Source organism: Maribacter sp. C-4077 (assembly GCF_055378385.1).
In genome coordinates, this window is record NZ_AP038807.1 from 1,156,582 (window position 1) to 1,174,799 (window position 18,218).

The following is an 18,218-nucleotide window of genomic DNA, read 5'->3' on the forward strand; positions in this document are numbered from 1 at the left end:
AGATACAATCCTGACGGATAACTTACTTATTATTAATCCGATAAAACTAACCAAAATAGAACGCTATGCTCAATAAACTATTCAATACCAAACATTTAAAAGGGGACTTTACAGGTGGCTTGGTTGCCGGGGTAGTCGCCTTGCCCTTGGCCTTGGCCTTTGGTGTACAGTCCGGCCTCGGTGCAACGGCAGGGCTATATGGGGCCATAGCGGTAGGTATTTTTGCAGCCATGTTTGGGGGAACGGAGACACAGGCCAGTGGTCCAACAGGTCCCATGACCGTGGTATCGGCAGCCTTGGTGGCTACTGCCATGCAAATGAACGGTGGTACGGAGGGTTCCATGAACATCATATTATTGACGTTTTTATTGGGTGGTGCATTTCAGGTCATTTTTGGATTTTTGAATATAGCGGGCTATGTGAAATATTTTCCCTATCCGGTAATCTCGGGATTCATGAGCGGGGTGGGCCTTATCATCGTCATTTTGCAGATCTTTCCATTTTTGGGCATGGACTCGGCTAAGTCGACCTTATCGGTCATAAAGGATTTACCTAGAATTGCATCCGAAACCAATCTCAATGCCCTTTTGTTGGGGGCCATAACCATTGTAGTATATTTCATTTTCCCGAAAATCACCAAGGCCGTTCCCAGTGCCCTTGTGGCATTGATCGTGGCGACCTTGATAGCCTATTTTGCCAAAATGGACGTACCTTTGATCGGGGAGATTCCGTCCGGATTGCCCGCCTTCCAACTTGGGGGCATCTTTAGCGTTCCCCCAAGTGCCTATCCAAAAATCATAGAATTTGCCTTGGTATTGGCCGTTCTTGGCAGTATCGATTCCTTGTTGACATCCGTTATTGCGGACAATATGACCAAGACCAAGCACAATAGCAACAGGGAGCTCATTGGGCAGGGAATTGGAAATATGTTGGCGGCCGCCGTTGGCGGGATTCCCGGTGCGGGAGCCACCAAGGGAACCGTGGTGAATATCAATGCGGGCGGGAAAACGCGTTTATCGGGGATTTTCCATGGCCTATTCCTTTTGGCCGTTTTATTGGGGCTTGGACAACTGGCCGCGCACATTCCGCTTAGTGTTCTGGCCGGATTGCTGATTCCCATCGGGTTTAAGATCATCGATTTTAAGGGGCTGAAGCATTTGCGAAAAGTACCCAAGGCCGATGCCGTCGTACTTCTGTTGGTGCTGTCCGTAACCACGTTTGGTAGCTTGATACACGCCGTAGGAATCGGGATCGCCCTGGCTTGTCTGTTGTTCATGAAAAAATCCGGCGACATAGGCGAAAAAGGACTGGAAGTGGGAAATATAGCCGAAATAGACGGAGAGAAACCTTGGCAGGACGAGATAGAGTTTTACGATAAATACAAGGACAAGGTCATCGTTAAACATTTATATGGGCCCTTGTTCTTTGGTTTTACTTCTTATTTCAAGGACCAGATCAAGACCCTTTCCCAGGATGTAAAAGCGGTAATCATACGCATGGACCGCGTACCCTACATGGACCAGACCGGGCTATATACCTTGGAAGAAGTGATTTTGGACCTTGAACTGGAAAATATTGAGGTGATCTTGGTGGGTCTGAAGGAGCAGCCCAGGGACATGTTGGAGGCCGTGGATATTATTCCTGACCTTATACCTCCCGAAGATATTTTTGAGCATATTGGGGATAGCTATTCCTATCTTAGGGACAAATTGAAAGCAGGCGAAATATCGAGCTGATTTTCGATTTACAGGACTTTTCCTTTTGGAGCGAACGATGCGCTTTATCAGGTCAAAATTTTTCTTAAATGAAGTTCAATGTAACCTTTGTTACTGTCTATTTTTATAGAATGTCCTATTTTATTTGGGATACTTTTTTAAAAATAGAGAACTACACATTATGATTATAAAGCAATTTGAATATGCCCCTTTGGCCCATTATTCATATGCCATAATAAGCGATGGGAAGATGTCCATCATAGACCCGGAAAGAGATCCCACACAATATTATGAGTATGCCCATGAAAACGATGCGGATATCGTTGCGGTCATGGAAACACATCCCCATGCCGATTTTGTAAGTTCCCATCTTCAAATACATGAGGAAACAGGTGCTACGATTTACAACAGCGAAAAGTTGGGTGCCTCTTATCCCTTTACCGCATTTGACGAAGGTGTTACCTTGAACCTGGGAAACGTAACGTTATCGGCCATTAATACGCCGGGGCATTCCCCGGACAGTATCACGATAATTGCCAAAGATGATAATCAAATGGCTCTTTTTACTGGGGATACGTTGTTCATTGGCGATGTTGGAAGACCTGATTTAAGGGAGAAGTCGGGCAACATGAAGGCAAAGCGTGAAGAATTGGCGGAAATGATGTATCACACCATAAGGAACAAGTTCAAAGGTATACCGGACGAGGCCATAGTGTATCCTGCACACGGAGCGGGTTCGCTCTGTGGTAAAAATTTAAGTTCCGCCAGTAGCAGTACCTTAGGAGAGGAACGGCAGGGAAACTGGGCTTTTAAGGAACTGACCAAGGAGGAATTTACAAGCTATTTATTGGATAGTCAGCCCTTTATTCCCTCCTATTTTGGTTTTAACGTGGACATAAACAAAATGGGCTCAAAGAATGTTAGAAAGGCGACAGCGTCTATAGAGTTTAAGTTCAATGCCATGGAAAATGGATGGCTTGTGGACACACGAAATGAATCGGATTTTAAGAAAGGCCATTTACCGGGAAGCATTAACATACAGGCCAATTCACCAAAAGACAAATTCGAAACTTGGTTGGGTTCCATAATAGCACCGGAAGAGCCTTTCCATATCGTCATCGATAATCCGTATGACTTGGAAGCAATATTGAATAGGGTGTCCAAAATTGGGTATGAAAACCAATTAAAATCGGTCATTACTCCGGATAAAAAGCATTTGGAGCAGAGCAATGGACTGGATTTATCCGATTTCAAAAAGAATCCCTCCAATTATACCATTGTGGATATTCGTAACCAAAGCGAAATCAATGAAGGAACCTTTTTTGGAGGGGCCTTAACACATCCCCTGAACAATCTTAGAAATACATACAAGGATATACCGCGGGACAAACCGATTGTCGTGCACTGCGCAGGAGGGTATAGAAGTGCCGCTGGGAGTAGTTTGCTTCAAAAACTAATGGAAAATGCCAAAGTTTTGGACCTTGGTGAGGAGGTAAAGGAATTCAAAAACACCTAATACCCATGGATTTGGCTATAGCCTCTTGCCTTTTTGAAAAGAATACAACCAAAAATGCCCCCGAGTTTTTGCGTGAGAGACAATCTTGGATATCGTTATATAAACGAATTTCAAACACTTTGAGAAGCTCATATTTTTGGAGTTGAAATAATCCGCTAAATTAGTGTGCTTGTTCAACCAAACTAAATAACGTGCCCAGAAGGCTGACAACGTATTTTCAACTTCATAGACTGCCCTTACTATTTGCGCTGTTCTCCATGGTTTTTTACTATAGTCTAGCCTATCAGTTGGAACGAACGGACTATGTAAAGCTTTTTACTCTATTTGCGGCACTTTTCTTTTTCTATTGGAAACTTATCCAATTCGAAAAATGGAACTTTCGTTTTCTGTTGGTTTCGGGAATATTGTTCAGGCTGATTTTTATCCCGCTTGAGCCACACTTGTCCCAGGATTATTTTCGTTTTATTTGGGACGGGGAACTCATCATAAACCTTTTGAATCCGTACTTGGAAGTTCCAAATACCCTTATTGAAAATCGGGACCTTCCCATTGCGAACGCACAGGAATTGCACCAGGGAATGGGTAGTCTAAGCGCCAAACATTACAGCAGCTATCCTCCTTTGCACCAAATGGTATTTGCCCTTGCGGCACTGTTAGGCGGAAAGTCCATCTTGGGCTCAATTGTAGTTCTAAGAAGCACGATTATCCTGGCCGATTTGGGTATCTTTTATTTTGGCCGGAAACTATTAAAAAACCTCAATAGGTCCCCCCACCTTATCTGTTGGTACTTTTTGAATCCCTTGGTCATCGTTGAACTCACCGGTAACCTTCATTTTGAAGGTATCATGCTGTTTTTTCTGGTGTGGTCGCTGTATTTATTGTCCCAAAACAAATGGCAGCTTGCGGCCATCGTCATGGCCTGTTCCATATCGGTCAAATTGGTGCCCCTACTTTTTATGCCCTTGTTCTTAACATATTTCGGACTAAAAAAAAGCCTGCCTTTTTATCTTATCATCGCAGGTATTTCGATTCTATTGTTTTTGCCTTTTTATGACCCTGCCTTTTTAACCAACTATACAGAGACTGTCGGACTCTGGTTTTCAAACTTTGAATTCAATGCAGGCTTCTACAATGTGACAAAACGCGTTGCCATTGCCATGGATGAAAAACCCTGGGAATTCATAAAGGAGTATGGCAAAATTGTTCCTTATTTAACCTTAATTACGGCCCTACTCCTTACTTTTCTAAGGAACAACAAGGACCTCCTAACACTCATGGCTTCCATGATGTGGCTTCTCACGATGTACTACATGATTTCAACAACGGTCCATCCGTGGTACATCATTTCGGTCTTGCTTTTGGGCGTCTTTATTTCTGTTAAGTTTCCTGTAATCTGGACAGGTATGATCGTTCTCAGTTATTTTGCCTATTCCCAAGTGAACAATGAGGAAAATTTACTCCTTCTGGCTTTGGAATTTGCCGTGGTATTGGGTTTTATGGGATATGAAATTTTCGTGCATCCTAACAAAAAGTAAGCTTTTTGTAAAAAATAGGCCCATTATTACTTAGGTACAATTTAATTTGTACTTTTACTTCATAATGAACGAGAAGCTTTACATTTCGATTTTTACGAGTATCAGTACTCCCATCAGTCCGTTCGTATCTCGCCGTCGTCGCCCGTAAGGGTTGTACATTTTTAATGGAATTAGGTGAGTCCATTTCCGCACGAGCAAAATCTTATTTTTATTTCTTATTAAAATCCAAACATGGCAATGAAACTAGTTGTTGCTAACGAATCACATTTTAAATATGCACAGATTATCTGCGATACCATCGCGGAATCCGCCAAAGTTCGTGGAACGGGGATTGCAAAGCGCACTCCAGAATATATTCAAAAGAAATTGTCCAACGGAAATGCAATTATTGCCTTGGACGGGGACAAATTTGCCGGATTTTGCTATATCGAAGTATGGGGCCATGAAAAATTCGTGGCCAATTCTGGGTTGATCGTACACCCTGATTATAGAGGTCACGGACTTGCAAAGGCCATTAAGGGTAGGATTTTTGAACTGAGTAGGGAGAAATTCCCAAATGCCAAAATATTCGGAATCACTACAGGATTGGCAGTAATGAAAATCAATTACGATCTTGGATACCAACCTGTTACATTTTCAGAACTAACGGACGACCCCGAATTTTGGAAAGGTTGCCAAACCTGTAAAAACTTCGATATTCTGACCCGTACCGAGCGTAAAATGTGTCTTTGCACGGGAATGCTTTACGATCCGGAACGCAAGGAAAAGGACAAGAAGAAAAAGGAGATTAATAGCAAATCCTTTAAACGATTAAAAAGTATCAAGGAGGCCTTGTTCTTTAAAAAAGAGAATAAATAATATCAAATTGATTCCCAATTGGGGAACTAAATAGAATAAGTAATGAAATTAGTTTTAGCATACAGCGGTGGATTGGACACCTCCTATTGCGCCAAATATCTATCAAAGGAAAAAGGATTTGAGGTCCATGCCGTGAGCGTAAATACAGGAGGGTTTATTCCTGAGGAAATTAAAAACATTGAGAAAAAGGCCTTGGAACTTGGCGCCACTTCCTACACCTCTATTGATGCCGTACAGACGTTTTATGAGAAAGTGGTAAAGTACCTAATTTTTGGCAACGTATTGAAGAACAATACCTATCCGTTATCGGTAAGTGCGGAACGTATCGTTCAAGCCATAGAAATCGTTAACCATGCCAAGAATATAGGGGCCAAATACATTGCCCACGGCAGCACGGGAGCCGGTAATGACCAGGTGCGTTTCGATATGATTTTTCAGATAATCGCTCCGGAAATAGAAATCATCACCCCCATCCGTGACAACAAATTGGCCAGGGAAGTCGAGATCAAATATCTACAGGAAAATGGGGTGGACTACCCTTGGGAAAAGGCCAAATACAGTATCAACAAAGGTCTTTGGGGAACTTCGGTTGGGGGCGAGGAAACTTTGACTTCTGAAAAGGCTCTGCCGGATAGTGCGTATCCCAGCCAGTTGGAAGAAAAAACGCCAACGGATGTTAAACTGACCTTTGAAAAAGGAGAATTGGTCGCTTTGGACGGAACCACCGATACTCCGGTAAACAACATAGAAAAATTGGAAGCAATGGCCTCCAAATATGCCATTGGCAGGGATATCCATGTAGGTGATACCATTATTGGAATTAAGGGGAGGGTAGGTTTTGAGGCAGCGGCCGCCTTGATCATCATTAAGGCCCACCATCTATTGGAAAAACATACTTTGACCAAATGGCAACAATTTCAAAAGGAGCAGCAAGGTAATTTCTATGGGATGCTGTTGCACGAAGGACATTATTTGGATGCCGTCATGCGGAACATCGAGGCCTTTTTAACCGATACCCAAAAAACGGTATCGGGCGATGTGTTCGTGAGTTTATACCCCTTCCAGTTTCGATTGAACGGTATTTCCTCACCCCACGACCTTATGAATGCCTCCTTTGGAAGTTATGGCGAAATGAACAAGGGCTGGACGGCCGAGGAAGCCAAGGGCTTTATTAAAATCCAGTCCAATGCGGGAAAAATATACAACCACGTAAATCAAGGCAATGATTAAAGCGGGTATTATTGGAGGTTCGGGATATACTGGGGGGGAACTCATCCGGATAGTATTGAATCACCCTGCAGTGGAAATCGATTTTGTTTATTCCACTACCAGGGCCGGTAAGGGTTTACATACTGCGCATCCCGACCTTTTTGGGCTGACCGAAATGCAATTTACCGGAACCGTTAACCTAGAAGTGGATGTTGTCTTTCTTTGCTTGGGACATGGGAATTCCTCCCAATTTTTATTGGAAAACAACTTTTCCGAGAAGACGGTAATCATCGATTTGAGCAACGATTTTCGGTTACAGGCCGATGCCAATTTCAACGGAAAACAATTTGTATACGGTCTGCCCGAATTGAATACTTCCGATATTGAATATGCCCAATACATCGCCAATCCCGGATGTTTTGCCACGGCCATTCAATTGGCGCTGTTGCCATTGGCTAAGGCAGGAAAGTTATCGGACAAGATCCATGTAAACGCGGTCACAGGAAGTACAGGTGCGGGCATAAGCCCTACGGACACCTCCCACTTTAGCTGGCGCAGCAACAACGTAAGTTGGTATAAGCCCTTTACGCACCAGCATTTGGGGGAAATCAACGAAAGCCTGCGTTCCTTTCAGCAACCTATTGGCGAATTGTTTTTCCTACCAAACCGGGGGAATTTTACACGGGGCATTTTTGCTACGGCTTATACGAATTTTTCAGGTTCCTTGGAAGATGCCAAATCCCTGTTCAAGGAGTATTATTCTGATGCCATTTTTACGCATGTTTCGGAAGAACCTATTAGTCTAAAGCAAGTGGTAAACACCAATAATTGCCATATACACTTGCATAAACACAACGATACCCTTTTGATAACATCGGCAATCGATAACTTATTAAAAGGAGCATCCGGACAGGCGGTACAAAATATGAACCTGATTTTAGGGTTGGAAGAAAATTTGGGACTGAATTTGAAAGCTGGGGTTTTTTAATGATAGTGAAATAGTGGATTAGTACGTTAGAGGGATAGTGAATAAAATCGAAGATTTTCCAAGCACTGTCAACAACTAAAATCCAACAACGAATAACGAAAAAGGGAAATGAAAATAGCGATCATAGGAGCAGGTAATCTGGGACTTTCCATTGCCAAAGGAATTCTGAACAGCAACGGTGCCACGAGCATGTACCTGACCAAACGTAATGTAAGGTCCATTTCTGAATATGAGAAATATGGCAATGTTACGGTCACACCGGATAATAGGGAAGCGGTTGCCAAATGCGATATCCTGATTTTTGCGGTGCAGCCAGGGCATTTTGCAAGTATTCTGGAAAGTGTCAAAGACCTGTTCACGGACAATCATGTCATTATCTCCACCATCACGGGATTCGAGTTGAATAGGATTGAGGAAGTAATTGGAACAGACAGATACATCATTAGGAGTATGCCCAACACGGCAATTTCCGTTGGTGAATCCATGACCTGCATCTGCAGTAATGAAAAAGGCAAAAAACGGATCGATTTGGCCAAAGCCATTTTCAATAGGATGGGGCACTCCATGGAAATTCCGGAATCGCAGATGCAGGCAGCAACGGTAATCTGTGCCAGCGGCATCGCTTTTTGGATGCGGTTGATCCGCGCCACCACCCAAGGTGCCATTCAGCTTGGTTTTGATGCCAGGGAAGCACAAGAACTGGCCATGCATACCTGTAATGGTGCCGCAAAATTATTGATTGAATCCGGCAACCACCCGGAAGAAGAAATAGACCGGGTAACGACCCCCATGGGCTGTACCATCCAGGGCTTGAACGAAATGGAGCACCAAGGTTTAAGTTCCTCATTGATCCAGGGTATTGTGGCATCCTACGATAAAATTACCGAGTTTAAGAAGAGGTGACGTATTGGGAATTAGGGGATTTGACGATTAATGGATTGATTGATGTGTGGATTGGGCAATTTGTGGATTTGAGGATTTGTGGATGTGCGGATGTGGGGATTGATTGATGTGGAGATTGATGTGAGGATGTGTGGATTTGAGGATTGGCGGATTTGGGGATTGGTGAGATAGTGTTCAAGTGAGTTAGTGAACTAGTGGGATAGAAAGTAATCCAATAATTGACATTTTTTACATGAACTTGATATTTGAATTTGAGTTTGAACTTGACCCTTGGACTTGATACTTAAAAATATAATTAACGATTAAAACAAACACCCCGTAAAATACCCTCTTTGGGGGTTAGGGGGCTCATGATATGAAACTATTCGACGTATACCCTTTGTACGATGTTACTCCGGTTTCGGCCAAAGGAATTGTAGTTACCGATGCTAAAGGACAGGAATATTTGGATTTTTACGGTGGTCATGCCGTGATTTCAATAGGTCATTCACATCCGCACTATGTGAGACGGATAAAGGACCAGTTGGACAACATCGGGTTTTATAGCAATGCCGTTCAAAATCCGATTCAGGAAGAACTCGCCGAAAAGCTGGGCAAACTTTCAGGCTGTGAAAACTATAATCTTTTTCTATGCAATTCGGGCGCGGAGGCCAATGAAAATGCCCTAAAGATGGCTTCCTTCATTACGGAAAAGTCACGCATAATCGCCTTTAAAAATAGTTTTCATGGTAGGACATCCGCAGCGGTAGCGGCGACGGACAACGCTTCCATCAACGCTCCTATAAACAAGCAGCAGCAAGTTACCTTTTTGGCCTTGGACGATGCGGAAGGCTTGAAAAAAGAATTGAGCAAGGGCGATGTATGTGCCGTCATTATCGAAGCAATCCAAGGGGTTGGTGGCCTGGACGAGCCATCGACACAATTCTATCAAAAAATAGCCGCGCTGTGCAAGGAACATGAAGCTGTCCTCATCGCCGATGAGGTACAATCCGGTTACGGGAGAAGTGGGAAATTCTTCGGTTTTCAGCATCATGGGATCGAACCAGCTATTATAAGTATCGCAAAAGGCATGGGAAATGGATTTCCTGTAGGTGGTATTCTATTGCACGAAGACATCAAGGCAAGTCACGGTATGTTGGGCACCACTTTTGGAGGAAACCATTTGGCCTGTGCCGCCGCCCTTGCCGTTTTGGAAGTGATTGAAGAAGAGAATTTAATAGAAAATGCCGCCAAGCTTGGCTCTTATTTTACAAAAAAGGCTACCGAAATACCCCAAGTGAAGAGGGTGAAAGGCAAAGGTTTGATGCTAGGGCTGGAATTTGGTTTTGAAGTGGGTCCCTTGCGAAAAAAATTGATCTATGACCATCATTTGTTCACGGGGGGTGCCAAGGACAAACATGTGCTGCGAATTCTACCGGCCCTGAATATTTCCAAAAAAGACATCGATATATTTTTTGAAGCCCTAAAAACTGCATTGAAGTGAACAAACAGTTGGACATAACGACCAGAAACGCCGTGCTTACGACCATGGCGCAACTGATTTCCATGGAGAAATCGGCCTTGTTTGCCGCCAACAAATTGGATATGGGTAATTACGACGGGGCGGATCTGGCCATGGGCGATCGATTGAAAGTGGACGATGCCAAAGTAGCTGGTATGATTTCCGCCTTGAAGCAATTGGCATCGGAACCGGACCCTTTGGGCATTGAACGTTTTGCCTTTTCCCATGAAAACGGTATTAAGGTCAGTAACAAAACAGCTCCTTTTGGAACCATCTTGATTATCTATGAATCAAGGCCCGATGTGACCATTGAGGCAGCGGGAATCGCCTTTAAATCGGGCAACAAAATTTTATTGAAAGGCGGCAAGGAGTCCCTGAACAGCAACCTATTTTTGGTAGAACTTTGGCATAAGGCGCTGGAAAAGCACGAGTGTCCTAAGGATTGGGTGACCTATTTAGAATTTGACCGTACACAGACCCAAGCCTTTTTGGAACATCCAACGCAGAAATTGGATTTGATAGTCCCTAGGGGCGGGGAAAAACTGATTGCCTTTGTAAAGCAACATGCCCGCTGCCCGGTCATCGTAAGCGGTAGGGGCAACAATTTTGTATATGTGGATACCGATGCCGATTTACAGATGGCCCTGGACATTATCATCAATGGGAAGGCCTCGAAAATATCGGCCTGCAATGCCTTGGACAAGGTGTTGATTTCAAGGGATTTGCCAAGAAAACAAGAGTTTTTGCACCACCTCATCCAATCTTTAAAAAAGCACAAGGTCGAGATTCTGACCGATGCAAAGTTGGAAGGATTGGAAGGCACTTCGGTCATGCCCAATGAAAAAGTATGGTACGAGGAGTTTTTGGATTATAAAATACTCATAGGGCAGGTACCGGATTTGGACGAAGCGATAATTACCATCAACACGTATGGCGGCGGGCATTCTGCCGTAATCGTCACAAACAATGAGGAAAAGGCAGCCGAGTTTATGAATTCCGTGGATGCTGCCGCAGTTTATCACAATGCATCCTCCCGCTTTACGGATGGGGGCGAATTTGGACTGGGAGGTGAATTGGCCATCAGTACGGATAAATTACATCAAAGAGGGCCTATCGGCCTTCAACATTTGGTGACCAACAAGTGGTATGTGAAAGGAAATGGGCAGGTTAGGTAAGTTGTTGGTAACATAAATAAAGCTGTTCGGTCGAGCGAAGTCGAGACCTAAAGGTGAAAAAGAATATGAGTTCTTGTTTTATAGTTTAAAATAGAGGGATTCGAACAGACTGGAAAAGAAAATAAGTTCAGTAGTTAGATGTTAGAATAATAAAATATAAAAAGACCCTCCAACAACTAATAACGAACTGGGCTAAGCGTCCAGCGAACGGCGAATAGCGAATAATGAAAAAAAGGATTTTATTAAAAATAGGCTCTAATACCCTTACCAAGGAAACCGATCAGATTTCCAGAGGTAAGATTGAGGATATCGCACGGCAAATCGCCAAACTGAAAAACGATTATGAATTCATCATCGTAAGTTCCGGGGCGATCGCCGCTGCAAAGCAGTTCGTAAAATTGGAACACAATGGGAAGGAAATTACCGTGAAACAGGCCTTGGCGGCTATAGGTCAGCCGCACCTCATGCGCATCTATCAGGAGAATTTTAGGGAGTTGGGACTGTTCACTTCGCAATGCCTCCTTTCCTATTCCGACTTTGAAAAACCGGAATCCAAGGAAAATATCAAGAACACCATCAATGTCTTGGTAGAAAATAATTTTGTTCCCATCATCAATGAAAACGATACGGTGGCAACAGACGAAATCAAATTCGGTGATAACGATAAATTAGCGGCATTAGCGGCAAGCCTTTTAGATGTGGATGTGTTGATCATCGCCACAAATACAGATGGCATATATGTCAAGGATACTATCCACGATTCTAAACCACAGACAATCCCGGAGGTAATGAATATTGAGGAACTGGAAAAAGAAATAAGCTTGGAAAAATCCTCCCACGGTACGGGCGGAATGGAATCCAAGATGCAGGCGGCCAGAATCGCAAAAAAGGCCCGCATCGAAACATGGATCGTAAACGGGCTCAAGGATAATTTTATTTTGGATGCCATTGAAGGAGCATCGAACTTTACAAAAATAGTAGTATGACGCATTATTTATCCATTAAAGACATTGATAATTTATCCGTATGGGTAAAGGAGGCAAAAATTTTAAAATCGCAACCAAAGGCAGATAAAAACCTAGGAGCGAATAAAACCATTTGCATGCTCTTCTTTAATAATAGCCTTAGGACACGTTTGAGCACCCAAAAAGCGGCGATGAATCTGGGCATGGACGTAATGGTCATGAATTTTGGAAGCGAGGGTTGGACCTTGGAATACGGGGATGGTACGGTGATGGACCAAAACACATCGGAACATGTCAAAGAAGCGGCCCAAGTAGTTTCCCAATTCTGTGATATTGTGGCCATTCGTGCCTTTGCTTCGCTCACCGATAAGGAGCAGGACGAAGCGGAAGTTGTCCTGAACGGATTCAAAAAATACGCCGGTATTCCCATTGTCAATATGGAAAGTTCCGTAGGTCACCCTTTACAGGCCTTGGCAGATGCCATTACCATAGAAGAGCACAACAGCAAGGAAAGACCAAAAGTTGTGCTGTCGTGGGCACCACACCCCAAGGCGCTACCCCATGCCGTTGCCAATTCCTTTGTGGAAATGATGCAGCTACAGGAAGCAGATTTTGTCATTACACATCCCAAAGGATATGAACTTAATCCAGCTATTACGAAGGATGTCCACATTGAATACAATCAGGAAAAAGCCCTGCAAGATGCAGATTTCGTATATATAAAAAACTGGAGCAGTTATAAGGAATATGGCAAGGTCCTGAACCAAGATCCTAATTGGATGATGACCAAAAAGAAGCTGGGGTCTGCAAAATTCATGCACTGTTTGCCGGTTCGAAGGAACGTCGTGGTCGAGGATGCTGTCTTAGACAGCGATCAGAGTTTGGTCATTGAACAGGCCAATAACAGGACATATGCGGCCCAAATCGTTTTAAAGAAAATTCTGGAAAACCTGTAACCTTGATTGAAGCAAAACTGAAAGACAAAGTATGTATCGTTACCGGCGCTACCAGCGGTATGGGCAAGGCGATTGCAACCAAATTTTGGGAAGAAGGTGCTAAATTGATTTTATCCGGTAGAAACGAAGAACGTGGGTTGGAGCTCTCATCCAGCTTAAAAGATTCCATTTTTATTGGAGGTGATATCCGCAATATAGACTACAATGAAAAGTTGGTAGCAACGGCGATTTCCCATTTTGGCACACTGGATATAGTTTCCCTGAATGCTGGAATACTGGGTTTGGGCAATGTGGTCAATCTTTCTATGGAGGACTGGAACAATACGATACATACCAACCTCAGCGCCATTTTTTATCTGTGTAAATATGCTGTTCCACATCTTCAAGCATCAAAAGGGAATATATTAATCAATGCATCCATCGCTGCATTCAAAAGCTTTCCCAATCACCCTGCCTATTGTGCTTCCAAGGCTGGTTCAGTAGCTTTGATGAAACAAATGGCCGTAGAGTATGGTCCAGAAGTACGCGTAAACGCAATATGCCCAGGTCCGGTTGATACACCCTTACTTTGGGATTCGGCGAAAGCATTTTCAGTGCCTGGTAAAGCCGTTGAAGATGCGGCCAAGGCGACCCTATTGAAACGCTTGGGAACACCGGAGGACATAGCAAAATTGGCCTTGTTCTTAGTCTCTGAAGAAGCTAGCTGGATAACGGGAACAGCGATGACCATTGACGGAGGAATTATAAATTCGTAAGTTGAAACCCTTAACGAAGGATTTATTATGGTAAGTTAAATATCTATACAGAAGGAAATGTTTAAGAATCAAGATATTGACCCAATTTTAAACGTATGAGAGAAAAACTGTCGGTTGTAAAAATTGGAGGAAACGTCATTGAGAACGAGGCCGAAATGGAGCGATTCATCCATTTGTTTTCCGAAATGGAAGGTCCTAAAATCCTGGTACATGGCGGTGGCAAACTGGCTACACAATTGGCTTCCAAATTGGGCATAGCATCCAAAATGGTAAACGGTCGCAGAATTACCGATGCAGAAACCTTGGACATTATCACCATGGTCTATGCGGGTCTTACCAATAAAAATATTGTTGCTAAATTACAGGCAAACCAGTGCAATGCGATTGGTCTGAGCGGTGCCGATGCTGATAGCATACAGGCCCAAAAAAGACCGGTTAAAGAAATCGATTTTGGATTTGTGGGCGATATTGATGGTGTGAATACAACAACAATTTCCAATCTGGTTTCACTAGGTCTAACCCCGGTGTTTTGTGCCATGAGCCACGACGGCAATGGGCAGCTTTTAAATACAAATGCGGATACTATCGCCTCTGAATTGGCCATTGGATTGGGAGAAAAATACGACACAACACTCTATTACTGTTTTGAAAAACCGGGGGTTTTGATGGACGTGACCGATGAAGCATCGGTAGTTAGGCACATCGATACAAAAAAATACAAGGAGCTTTTACACGAAGGCATCATTGCGGACGGGATGCTGCCCAAATTGGAAAATTGTTTCCATGCTTTACATCATAACGTAAAATCGGTCTGTTTGGGAAATATGTTCATGTTGGACCAAAAAAACGACCTATTTACGACCATAACCTTATAAAATGAACCAACGAACACTTACGGAAAAGGCCTTAGAACTGCTAAAGGAATTGATTTCCACACCCTCCTTTTCAAAAGAGGAAGAAGGTACGGCGGCTGCCTTGGAAAATTGGTTCAAGGGCCTGGATATTCCATTTGAGCGTATTCACAACAACATTTTTGCAAAGAACAAGTATTGGGACGATTCCAAACCAACACTATTGCTTAACTCCCATCACGACACCGTAAAGCCTAACCAAGCATACACAAAAGACCCCTTCCTGCCCCATATTGAGGATGGCAAATTATTTGGACTGGGAAGTAACGATGCAGGGGGATGTTTGGTTTCCCTGTTGGCAACCTTCGCCTATTTTTATCATGCCGAAAACCTGAATCATAATATTTTGATGGTCGCTTCGGCCGAAGAGGAAAATGCCGGAAAAAACAGTTTGCGGGGACTTTTGCCCAGTCTGCCCAAAATTGATGTGGCCATTGTTGGCGAACCCACACTTATGCAATTGGCCATTGCGGAAAAGGGCCTTGTGGTTTTCGATGCCGTGGTAAAGGGAACGCCATCACATGCGGCGCATCCTAACGATAATAATGCCATATATAATACAATCGAAGTATTGGAGTGGTTCAAAAACTATTCTTTCGACAGGAAATCCGAAGTTTTGGGAGACGTGAAAATGACGGTTACTCAAATAAACGCGGGGAGTCAACATAACGTTGTCCCTTCTCAGGTAGATTTGGTAGTAGACGTACGGGTGAACGATAAATACACCAACCAGGAAATTGCCGATTTATTGAAACGTGAGGCACCCTGCGAATTAAAGGAACGTTCGCTGCGTCTCAACTCCTCAAGCATCGACAAAGACCATCCCTTGGTAAAATCGGGCATCGCATTGGGACGTAAAACTTATGGTTCCCCTACCCTATCCGATCAAGCGGCATTGAGTTGCCAATCCTTAAAATTGGGACCGGGGGACAGTACACGTTCCCATTCCGCGGATGAATTTATATATGTATGCGAAATTGAGGAAGGCATTGATTTGTATATTAAGTTATTAGAAGGATTTATTAAATAATAAACACAAGTTCAAACACAAATTTTTTGAACTTGATGTTTGCACTTGAAATTGAATTTGAAAAACGATGAAGCTCTGGGACAAAGGATTTAGCACGGACAAAAAAATAGACCAGTTCACGGTTGGCAACGATAGGGAATTGGATTTACAACTCGCAAAATATGATGTGATCGCCTCAAAGGCACATGCGAAAATGCTGGGAAAAATCGGTCTTTTGACGCAAAAGGAAACCCAGGAGCTGGTCAAGGAATTGGATGCCATCGCCTCAAGAATTGAAAGGGGGACCTTCACCATTGAGTCCTCCTTTGAGGATATGCATTCCAAAATAGAATACATGCTTACCTTGAGTTTGGGCGATACGGGCAAAAAGATCCACACGGCCAGATCTAGAAACGACCAAGTTTTGGTGGCAATGCATTTATATCTGAAGGATGAGTTGACTGAAATTAAATCCATGACCAAAGAATTATTCGACCTGCTTTTGGAAAAGGCCGAAACATATAAGGATGTCTTGCTCCCGGGATATACGCACTTGCAGATAGCGATGCCCTCATCGTTCGGGCTGTGGTTTTCCGCCTATGCCGAAAGCTTAATAGACGATCTTTATTTTATAGAAGCTGCCTATAAAGTGGCCGACCAAAATCCCTTGGGGAGTGCAGCGGGATACGGAAGTTCCTTTCCAATAGACCGAAGCTTTACCACTAAGGAAATGGGCTTTGAGACCCTAAAATATAATGTGGTGGCCGCCCAAATGGGACGTGGAAAAGTTGAAAAGGCAACAGCTTTCGGGATGGCAAGTATCGCGTCCACCCTATCCAAAATGGCGATGGACATTTGCCTTTACATGAGCCAAAACTTCAATTTTATTTCCTTTCCGGACGAGTTGACCACCGGGAGCAGCATCATGCCCCACAAAAAAAATCCGGATGTCTTTGAACTGGTCAGGGGAAAATGCAACAAACTGCAATCCGTCCCCAACCAATTGACACTGGTCATCAACAATTTACCCAGCGGTTACCACAGGGACTTGCAATTGGTGAAGGAAATCATCGTGCCAGCCATCCAGGACATGAAGGCCTGCTTGGAAATACTTACGTTCAGCTTGGAGGAAATCCAGGTGAACAAGGATATTTTGGAAGATGAAAAATACGATTACCTGTTCAGTGTGGATACTTTGAACGAGTTGGTCCAAAACGGAATGCCGTTCAGGGATGCCTACAAGAAAATGGGACAGGAAATCCAGCAAGGTACCTTTACCCCAAAACGGGATATTTCCCATTCCCATCAAGGAAGTTTGGGCAATCTTTGTCTGCCCGAAATCAAATCGAAAATGGATAAAATAGGTTAGCCTGACGAAACGAACCTATCCGAATAGATCTTGGTAAACTGTGCACCAAAGGTAACGATGAGGCTGGAGTAGGAAACCCATAACATGATTAAAATGATGGAGCCGGCCGCACCGTAGGTTGAACCGGGTTCCGCTTTCCCAAAATAAAAGGCCAGGGCGTATTTTCCCATCAGGAACAAAAGTGCCGTAAGTGCCGCCCCAATTTTTACGGCACTCCACTTGACCACTTTGCTGGGCAAAAACTTGAACATAGCGGCGAATAGAAAGTAAATAAAAACCAATGATAATAAGATGTCCATTACAAAGGTCCAACCTACTACCTGAGAGGACAATAAGCTCGACAATTGCCTGGAAAATGCCGATAGCAAGGATGTAATCACAAAGCTTATCAGCAATAGAAAACCAAAAATCAGAATAAAACCAAAGCTTTTCAACCTACCAAAAATGGTAGCCAAAAGTTCGTTGGAATAGTTAGGTGATACGCCCCAAATTTCGTTAAGGGCATTTTGCAATTGGTAGAATACCCCCGTTGCGCCGTAAATAAGCACGCAGACCCCTAAAATGGTGGCCAAGGTGGATGTGTTTTCACTGCCTGTATTGGCCAACATTTCCTGGATGGACTGTGCCGTTTCAGGGCCCATGGCTGAAGATATTTCAGAAAAAAGTTCCCCACGAACTATTTCCCTTCCCCAAATGGAACCAACAATTTCAAGTATTATAATTAAAAGTCCGGGTAAAGAAAGAATCGCGTAATACGCTATTACGGCGCTTATTTTAAAAGGTTCCTTTTCCAACCAGGAATTAAAAGTCGCCCATAATAATTTTGGAAGCTGTTTCAAACTAAATTTCATCG

Annotated in this window: 16 protein-coding genes; 15 read left to right on the top strand and 1 reads right to left on the bottom strand. The window is 43.5% G+C overall.

Annotated features, from left to right (window positions below):
* Window positions 1-65 precede the first annotated feature (65 nt).
* The 15 genes from ACZ41C_RS05050 to argH all read left to right on the top strand — a co-directional run bounded on the left by ACZ41C_RS05050 (window position 66) and on the right by argH (window position 17,365).
* Window positions 66-1,736: a SulP family inorganic anion transporter gene (locus ACZ41C_RS05050; protein WP_464564810.1), complete on the top strand. Its 1,671-nt coding sequence runs from the start codon at window positions 66-68 to the stop codon at window positions 1,734-1,736.
* Between the two features lie 160 nt (window positions 1,737-1,896).
* Entirely contained in the window at window positions 1,897-3,231 is a 1,335-nt protein-coding gene (locus tag ACZ41C_RS05055) for an MBL fold metallo-hydrolase (RefSeq protein ID WP_464564812.1), read from the top strand.
* Window positions 3,232-3,422: 191 nt separating this feature from the next.
* Window positions 3,423-4,766, top strand: coding sequence for a mannosyltransferase (locus tag ACZ41C_RS05060; protein WP_464564814.1), 1,344 nt, complete (start codon window positions 3,423-3,425; stop codon window positions 4,764-4,766).
* Window positions 4,767-5,003: 237 nt separating this feature from the next.
* Window positions 5,004-5,624 (top strand): GNAT family N-acetyltransferase, encoded by a 621-nt coding sequence (locus ACZ41C_RS05065; protein WP_138257350.1) that lies wholly within the window; start codon window positions 5,004-5,006, stop codon window positions 5,622-5,624.
* A gap of 42 nt (window positions 5,625-5,666) precedes the next feature.
* Window positions 5,667-6,854 (top strand): argininosuccinate synthase, encoded by a 1,188-nt coding sequence (gene argG, locus ACZ41C_RS05070; protein ID WP_464564817.1) that lies wholly within the window; start codon window positions 5,667-5,669, stop codon window positions 6,852-6,854.
* Window positions 6,847-7,821, top strand: a complete 975-nt coding sequence (argC, locus tag ACZ41C_RS05075) for an N-acetyl-gamma-glutamyl-phosphate reductase (protein WP_464564819.1) — start codon at window positions 6,847-6,849, stop codon at window positions 7,819-7,821. The genes argG and argC overlap by 8 nt, the downstream gene beginning before the upstream one ends.
* A gap of 108 nt (window positions 7,822-7,929) precedes the next feature.
* Window positions 7,930-8,724, top strand: a complete 795-nt coding sequence (gene proC, locus ACZ41C_RS05080) for a pyrroline-5-carboxylate reductase (RefSeq protein WP_138257039.1) — start codon at window positions 7,930-7,932, stop codon at window positions 8,722-8,724.
* Window positions 8,725-9,079: 355 nt separating this feature from the next.
* Window positions 9,080-10,207 (top strand): aspartate aminotransferase family protein, encoded by a 1,128-nt coding sequence (locus ACZ41C_RS05085; protein ID WP_464564822.1) that lies wholly within the window; start codon window positions 9,080-9,082, stop codon window positions 10,205-10,207.
* Window positions 10,204-11,400: a glutamate-5-semialdehyde dehydrogenase gene (locus tag ACZ41C_RS05090; RefSeq protein ID WP_464564824.1), complete on the top strand. Its 1,197-nt coding sequence runs from the start codon at window positions 10,204-10,206 to the stop codon at window positions 11,398-11,400. The genes ACZ41C_RS05085 and ACZ41C_RS05090 overlap by 4 nt, the downstream gene beginning before the upstream one ends.
* A gap of 221 nt (window positions 11,401-11,621) precedes the next feature.
* Complete coding sequence (gene proB / locus ACZ41C_RS05095) at window positions 11,622-12,386, top strand: glutamate 5-kinase (RefSeq protein WP_138257036.1); 765 nt, start codon at window positions 11,622-11,624, stop codon at window positions 12,384-12,386.
* A complete protein-coding gene (locus ACZ41C_RS05100; protein ID WP_464564826.1) occupies window positions 12,383-13,321 on the top strand; it encodes a Rossmann-fold NAD(P)-binding domain-containing protein in 939 nt (312 codons plus the stop codon). The genes proB and ACZ41C_RS05100 overlap by 4 nt, the downstream gene beginning before the upstream one ends.
* A gap of 2 nt (window positions 13,322-13,323) precedes the next feature.
* Window positions 13,324-14,076 carry an SDR family NAD(P)-dependent oxidoreductase gene (locus ACZ41C_RS05105; protein WP_240042653.1) on the top strand — a complete coding sequence of 251 codons (753 nt, stop codon included), beginning with the start codon at window positions 13,324-13,326 and terminating at the stop codon, window positions 14,074-14,076.
* 95 nt (window positions 14,077-14,171) lie between these two features.
* Window positions 14,172-14,951: an acetylglutamate kinase gene (gene argB / locus ACZ41C_RS05110; RefSeq protein WP_272636180.1), complete on the top strand. Its 780-nt coding sequence runs from the start codon at window positions 14,172-14,174 to the stop codon at window positions 14,949-14,951.
* Between the two features lies 1 nt (window position 14,952).
* Entirely contained in the window at window positions 14,953-16,017 is a 1,065-nt protein-coding gene (locus tag ACZ41C_RS05115; RefSeq protein WP_464564829.1) for a M20 family metallo-hydrolase, read from the top strand.
* A 67-nt stretch (window positions 16,018-16,084) separates the two neighbouring features.
* Window positions 16,085-17,365 carry an argininosuccinate lyase gene (gene argH, locus ACZ41C_RS05120; protein ID WP_464564831.1) on the top strand — a complete coding sequence of 427 codons (1,281 nt, stop codon included), beginning with the start codon at window positions 16,085-16,087 and terminating at the stop codon, window positions 17,363-17,365.
* Here the strand turns inward: argH and ACZ41C_RS05125 are convergent.
* Window positions 17,362-18,216, bottom strand: coding sequence for a YihY/virulence factor BrkB family protein (locus ACZ41C_RS05125; protein ID WP_464564833.1), 855 nt, complete (start codon window positions 18,214-18,216; stop codon window positions 17,362-17,364). The genes argH and ACZ41C_RS05125 overlap by 4 nt on opposite strands.
* Window positions 18,217-18,218: the final 2 nt, after the last annotated feature.

Excerpts from the sequence above, each read along its gene's own strand:
- ACZ41C_RS05050 (WP_464564810.1), top strand. The coding sequence starts at position 66 with ATGCTCAATAAACTATTCAATACCAAACATTTAAAAGGGGACTTTACA.
- ACZ41C_RS05055 (WP_464564812.1), top strand. The coding sequence starts at position 1,897 with ATGATTATAAAGCAATTTGAATATGCCCCTTTGGCCCATTATTCATAT.
- ACZ41C_RS05065 (WP_138257350.1), top strand. The coding sequence starts at position 5,004 with ATGAAACTAGTTGTTGCTAACGAATCACATTTTAAATATGCACAGATT.
- argG (WP_464564817.1), top strand. The coding sequence starts at position 5,667 with ATGAAATTAGTTTTAGCATACAGCGGTGGATTGGACACCTCCTATTGC.
- argC (WP_464564819.1), top strand. The coding sequence starts at position 6,847 with ATGATTAAAGCGGGTATTATTGGAGGTTCGGGATATACTGGGGGGGAA.
- proC (WP_138257039.1), top strand. The coding sequence starts at position 7,930 with ATGAAAATAGCGATCATAGGAGCAGGTAATCTGGGACTTTCCATTGCC.
- ACZ41C_RS05085 (WP_464564822.1), top strand. The coding sequence starts at position 9,080 with ATGAAACTATTCGACGTATACCCTTTGTACGATGTTACTCCGGTTTCG.
- ACZ41C_RS05100 (WP_464564826.1), top strand. The coding sequence starts at position 12,383 with ATGACGCATTATTTATCCATTAAAGACATTGATAATTTATCCGTATGG.
- argB (WP_272636180.1), top strand. The coding sequence starts at position 14,172 with ATGAGAGAAAAACTGTCGGTTGTAAAAATTGGAGGAAACGTCATTGAG.
- ACZ41C_RS05115 (WP_464564829.1), top strand. The coding sequence starts at position 14,953 with ATGAACCAACGAACACTTACGGAAAAGGCCTTAGAACTGCTAAAGGAA.
- argH (WP_464564831.1), top strand. The coding sequence starts at position 16,085 with ATGAAGCTCTGGGACAAAGGATTTAGCACGGACAAAAAAATAGACCAG.
- ACZ41C_RS05125 (WP_464564833.1), bottom strand. The coding sequence starts at position 18,216 with ATGAAATTTAGTTTGAAACAGCTTCCAAAATTATTATGGGCGACTTTT.